Consider the following 5,599-nt stretch of genomic DNA (forward strand, 5'->3'; position numbering starts at 1 on the left):
AGGACCTGGACGACGAGACGGCGGCGCTGCGCGCGGCGCTCAGGGGCGACCTGCACAGCCACTCGGACTGGTCGGACGGCGGCTCGCCGATCGAGGAGATGGCCGAGGCGGCCAAGGCGCTCGGCCACGAATACTGGGCGCTGACGGACCACTCGCCGCGACTGACCGTCGCCCGCGGCCTGCCGCCCGAACGGCTGCGCGACCAGCTCGACGAGGTGGCCAGGCTGAACGAGCGGTTGGCGCCGTTCAGGATCCTGACCGGCATCGAGGTGGACATCAACCTCGACGGCACGCTCGATCAGGAGCCGGAGCTGCTGGAGCGGCTCGACGTGGTCGTGGCGAGCGTCCACGCCGGCCTGCGCATGGACGGCGACGCGATGACCCGCAGAATGGTCACGGCGATCTCCGACCCGAACGTGGACGTGCTCGGCCACTGCACGGGCCGGATCGTGCGGGGCGGCGGCAGGAGGGGCGGCCGCAGGCCCGAGTCGGAGTTCGACGCCGAGCTGGTCTTCGAGGCGTGCCGCCGGTTCGGCGTGGCCGTCGAGATCAACTCCAGGCCCGACCGGCTGGACCCGCCCAAGCGGCTGATGAGACTGGCCTACGAGATGGGCTGCCGTTTCGCGATCGACTCCGACGCGCACGCGCCGGGCCAGCTCGACTGGCAGCGGTTCGGGTGCGAGCGGGCCGCCCGCTGCGGCGTCGAGGCCGCGCGCGTGATCAACACCTGGCCGCTCGGCGAGCTGCTGGCCTGGACGGGCCGCGGATGACCCCTTGCCGTGCTGTGCGCGCGACCACCTCGCCGCCGCGCGTTGCGCTCATGGCTGGCGTGCGCGTGAGACCGCGGTGGCCGGACGGTCAGGGGCGTGTGCCTGGCCCGCGCGATTGTCGGTGGCGCCGCGTAACGTCCCGGGTGTGAACCGCACCGACCGGCTCTACGCGCTCGTCGAGGACCTGCGCGCGATCTCCCCCCGCTGCCGCTCCGCGCGCGAGCTCGCCCGGCGGTTCGAGGTCAGCGTGCGCACCATCGAGCGCGACATCACCGCGCTCCAGGAGTCGGGGGTGCCGATCTACGCCGAGCCGGGGCGCAGGGGCGGCTACGCCATCGACAAGCAGCTGTCGCTGCCGCCGCTCAACTTCACGCCGGCCGAGGCGGTGGCCATCGCGGTCGCGCTCAGCAGAGCGGGCGACCAGCCGTTCGGCAGGCAGGCGCGCAGCGCGTTACGCAAGGTGGTGGCCGCGATGCCGGGCAGGGAGGGGGAGCTGGCGCGCGAGCTGGCCCGCCGGGTGCAGATGATCGACGAGCCGCGCAAGCCGGGCGCGGCGGTCCGGCCGCTCGGCGCCGAGGGGATCTCGCGCGCGATCGAGGAGGCGCTGCTGCGCCGCCGCGTGCTCAGGCTCGACTACGTCGACGCCAAGGGCGCGCTCACCTCGCGCGACGTGGAGCCGGGGGTGTTCCTGGGCGGGCGGGGCGGTTTCTGGTATCTCGTGGCCTGGTGCCGACTGCGCGACGACGTGCGCGTCTTCCGGCTCGACCGCATCGCCGGCGCCGGGGTCACCGGGGAGCGCTGCCCCGACCGGCCGCTCGAAGGGTTCGCCACCGACGTGCCCGAGATGATCGTCCGCGGCGCCGTGCTCGACTAGTCAGTCTTGTTCGATAAGTCAATCGGAAACACCGACATAGGGCTGTCGCTCAGCCGTTGGATCGTTGTCGTGTTCGAGAAAGAGAGGCAATGATGGACAACACGGTGACCTGGTTCGAGGTGGCGACGGCTGACCCGGAGAGCGCCGAGCGCTTCTACGGCGGGCTGTTCGGCTGGACGTTCGCCCGAGACGAGGGGCCGATCGACTATCGGCTGATCAGCCAGCCGGGCGGCGAGCGTCCGGGGGGCGGCCTGTTCAACACCAAGGGCGACTTCCCCGACCACGCGGTCTTCCACGTGCAGGTGGCCGACGTCGACGCGACGTGCCGCCAGACGGAGGAGCTGGGCGGCAAGGTGGTCACGAAGGTCATCGACGACGGCGCGGGCACCGACTTCGCCTACCTGCGCGACACGTCGGGCAGCCTCTTCGGGATCTTCCACCGCAGGGCCTGAGCGCGGGTGGGCCCCTCCGGCGCCTTCCCCGCCGGCCGGGCCCGTCCCCCACGGGTTCAGCCGATGAGCTCGTGCGCCGGACCGCTGCGCGGGCGGTCCCCTCCCTGGGCTCGCCGCCGACCGCCGAGCGGCGGCGCGTCCAGGGCCCGGCCCCCTGCCCCCGGGCGAGTGCCACCGGGTGGGCCGGTCGGGCCGGACGGTCGGGCCGTTCGTCAGAAGCGGGCCGGACGGTCGGGCCGGACGTCAGAAGCGGGCCGGACGTCAGAAGGCGGCCTTCTCCAGCCAGCGATCGAGCAGGGCACGGTCGCCGAAGACGGCCAGCGTGCCGGCGAAACGCCTGCCGTACACCATGAGGAGCAGGTCCTTGGCCGGTCCGCGCACCGCGACGTCGCCCTTGGCGTGCCCGTGCTCCCAGTCGATCCGGCCCTCGGGGCCCTGGGTGACGGTCCACTCGCCGTCGGCGTCGGTCGCGTGCAGATGGATCGTGGCGCCCTCGGCGTCCAGCTCGGCCAGGCGGCGGGTCACCCACCGGGCGTACGGCAGGTTCGCGAGAAACTCGTCGACTCCGTCGATCGCCGTCGCCGGGGCCACGACAGGTTCGAGGCCGAGCGCGAGCTCCGCGTCCACCCGGTGGATCAGCAGCTCGTACGCCATCCGCCGGGCCCAGAAGGCCGCCGACCGGCCGGCGCCCCACGACCACACCGGCGTGTCGGGGTCGGCCGAGCGGAGCGTCTCCAGCAGCCGGCGGGAGCCGTCCGCCAGCCAGGCCGGGTCGCCATCCTGGCCCTCGGCCAGGCCGTTGGGCACTTCCCGCGACCAGATCCGCTGCTGGACCCGGTTCTCGACGATGTGGATCACCCAGCGGTGCGTGGTGCCGACGTGGGTGATCAGGTCGGCGAGCGTCCAGCCGGGGCAGGTGGGCACAGGCGCGGCGGGGGCGGCGCCGGTGACCAGCTCGACGAGGCGGGCGGCCTCGCGCTCCACGTGCGCGCAGTAGTCGGTCACCTGTCCGAGCCTAGATCAGGGCCTAGTAGGAGGGGTTCAGGGTGGCGTAGGCGAAGTCGACGAGGTAGTCGTTGAGGCGCATGGAGGCGGTCACCGCCCCGGTTTCGTCGCCGCGGCAGATCGCGCCGAGGATGTCGCCGTGCAGTCGTGACGCCGTCCGCAGCTCGCTCTCCGGGTCCTTCAGGTGCGCGAACCAGAACCGGCGCGACAGTCCCTGGAGGGGGGCCATGGCTACGGACAGATACTCGTTGTGGGCTGCCTCCACGATCAGGGCGTGGGCGCGCTTGAGTATCGCGCCGAAGGAGCGCACGTCCAGTACGTCGTCGCTGAACTGCTCGATGACCTCCAGCATCTGACGCTTCTGCTCGGCCAGGGCGCGGTGGGTCGCGAGGCGGACCGCCAGCGCCTCCAGCGTGCGCCGCAGCTCCAGCAGCTTGAGCTGGGCCTCGATGGAGGCGGGCGGGACGAACACGCCCCGGTTCGGGTGGATCTCCACCATGCGCTCGCGGGCCAGCCGTTGCAGCGCCTCCCGTACGGGCGTGCGACCCAGGCCGGTGCGCTCCATCAGCATGGATTCGGAGACGAGCGATCCAGGCGCGAGCTCCTGAAAGGTGATCATGCTCTCGATCGCCTGGTAGGCGCGGTCGGTCTTGTTCGGCTCAGGCACCCGCCACCCCGTCGCGTCTCGAAGAGATTTCCGGACTGGACAATAGTACCTCAACGTGATGTACCGTCGATACATGACCGATATATCGCACTTGGACTGGCGGCTGCCCGCCGTCGTACCACCTGCTGCCGACTACCCTGTCCTGGCAGAAGTGGACGTCCTCGTGGTGGGAGCCGGGGCGGCCGGCGTGGCCGCGGCGACCGTGGCGGCAGAGGCCGGCAAGAGCGTGCTGCTCGTCGAGAAGTACGGCTTCGCGGGCGGGGCGGCCGTGGCGGGCATGTCCGGCACCGTTTGCGGCATGTATCTCGCGACCGACACCGGCTCCGGGCCCGAGCAGGTCGTGTGGGGATTCACCGAGCGCTTCCGGCACGGCCTGGCCGAGCGCCGCGGCCTGACCCCGCCGCAGCGGTACGGCAAGACCTGGACCAGCGCCCACGACCCGCTGGTGTGGCGGGAGACGGCCGACGCCTTGCTCGCCGCCGCGGGCGTACGGGTGCTGTTCCACACCTCGGTCGTCGGCGTGGTGATGGAGGGCGAGCGGTACCTCGGCGCGGTGCTCTCCTCCAACGCGGGCGTGTGCGTGGTGCGCGCCGCCCGCACCATCGACGCGTCCGGCGACGCAGCGCTGGTCGCCCGCGCCGGCGGGCGCTACGCCTTCGGCGACGGCGGGCGGATCCAGAACCCCACCATGTTCTTCCGCCTCGGCGGCGTGGACGTGGACGCCTTCCTGGCCGGCTACGGCGAGGACACCATCAGCCCGCCGTGGGTGACCGAGCGGATCCAGGCGGCCAGGTCGCTCGGCGCCGACCTCCCCCGGCAGAAGATCTGGATCTTCACGACCCCGCGCCCGGGTGAGCTCATGGTCAACGCGACCCGGTTGACCGGTGCCGACGGACGGATGCTGAACGTGATCGACCCCGCCGACTTCACCGAAGCCGAGATCGGCGGGCGGCGCCAGGTCCGTGAATACGCCGACTTCATCGTCCGGAGCATCCCCGGCTGCCAGGACGCCTACGTCGTGGACACCGGCGTGGAGGCCGGCGTCCGGCAGACCCGCACCATCGCCGGCACCGCCACCCTGACCAACGACGCCGTCGTGACCGGCCGCAAGGACCCCTCCGCCATCGCGCGCTGCCCGTGGCCGATCGAACTGCACGACGGCGAGCGGCCCAAGCTGCACTGGCTCATCGACGACTACTACGAGATCCCGTACCTCACCCTGGTGCCCGAGGCGGGCGAGAACGTCATCGTCGCGGGGCGCTGCCTGAGCGCCCAGCACGAGGCCCTCGCCTCGGCCAGGGTGACCGCCCAGTGCTTCGAGTACGGCCACGCCGCCGGGGTGGCCACGGTCCTGTCCCTTGACGAGGGCACCCCGTACCGCCACATCGAGGGCGCGCGGGTCCGATCCATCATGAAACTGAACGGAAGCGCACTGTGACCGAGAGCCCGAAGACCCCGTTGCGCAGCAACTTCACGCCCGGCACCTCGCGCTGGGCCGTGCGCCGGGCGCAGTGGAGCGCCATGGGCATCAGCCCCGAGGACCAGGAGAAGCCCAAGATCGCGATCGTGAACACGTCGTCGAAGCTGTCGGTGTGCTTCATCCACCTCGACGACGTGGCCAACCTGGTCGCCGACGCCGTACGCGCCGCGGGCGGGCTGCCGTTCGAGATCCGCACCACCGCCCCGAGCGACTTCATCACCACCGCGGGACGCAACGGCCGCTACATCATGCCCACCCGCGACCTGGTGGTGAACGACGTCGAGGCCGCGGTTGAGGGAGCCGTGCTGGACGGTGTGGTGTTCCTGTCCTCCTGCGACAAGACGACCCCGG

Annotated in this window: 7 protein-coding genes; 5 read left to right on the top strand and 2 right to left on the bottom strand. The window is 71.9% G+C overall.

All coding sequences use genetic code 11. The features are described 5' to 3' along the window. The 3 genes from DAT37_RS18670 to DAT37_RS18680 all read left to right on the top strand — a co-directional run. The coding region (locus DAT37_RS18670) for a PHP domain-containing protein (protein ID WP_109526092.1) at positions 1-770 on the top strand (770 nt) is incomplete at its 5' end. Between the two features lie 145 nt (positions 771-915). After that, the gene (locus DAT37_RS18675) at positions 916-1,644 is read left to right on the top strand and encodes a helix-turn-helix transcriptional regulator (RefSeq protein WP_109526093.1); all 729 of its coding nucleotides are present in this window, start codon (positions 916-918) and stop codon (positions 1,642-1,644) included. An 89-nt stretch (positions 1,645-1,733) separates the two neighbouring features. Continuing rightward, on the top strand, positions 1,734-2,096 hold the full coding sequence (locus DAT37_RS18680) for a VOC family protein (protein WP_198654338.1): 363 nt from the start codon (positions 1,734-1,736) through the stop codon (positions 2,094-2,096). A gap of 261 nt (positions 2,097-2,357) precedes the next feature. Here the strand turns inward: DAT37_RS18680 and DAT37_RS18685 are convergent, their stop codons facing one another. Further along, positions 2,358-3,101, bottom strand: coding sequence for a maleylpyruvate isomerase family mycothiol-dependent enzyme (locus DAT37_RS18685; protein WP_109526094.1), 744 nt, complete (start codon positions 3,099-3,101; stop codon positions 2,358-2,360). Positions 3,102-3,123: 22 nt separating this feature from the next. After that, complete coding sequence (locus tag DAT37_RS18690; RefSeq protein WP_232839843.1) at positions 3,124-3,768, bottom strand: GntR family transcriptional regulator; 645 nt, start codon at positions 3,766-3,768, stop codon at positions 3,124-3,126. A 73-nt stretch (positions 3,769-3,841) separates the two neighbouring features. Between DAT37_RS18690 and DAT37_RS18695 the strand changes: the two genes are divergently transcribed. After that, on the top strand, positions 3,842-5,206 hold the full coding sequence (locus tag DAT37_RS18695) for an FAD-dependent oxidoreductase (RefSeq protein WP_232839844.1): 1,365 nt from the start codon (positions 3,842-3,844) through the stop codon (positions 5,204-5,206). Continuing rightward, on the top strand, positions 5,203-5,599 hold a 397-nt coding region (locus DAT37_RS18700), incomplete at its 3' end, for a dihydroxy-acid dehydratase domain-containing protein (RefSeq protein ID WP_198654339.1). The genes DAT37_RS18695 and DAT37_RS18700, both read left to right, overlap by 4 nt.

Origin of the sequence: Nocardia aurea (genome assembly GCF_003123685.1) — a bacterium.
Classification (GTDB): Bacteria; Actinomycetota; Actinomycetes; order Mycobacteriales; family Mycobacteriaceae; genus Nocardia; species Nocardia aurea.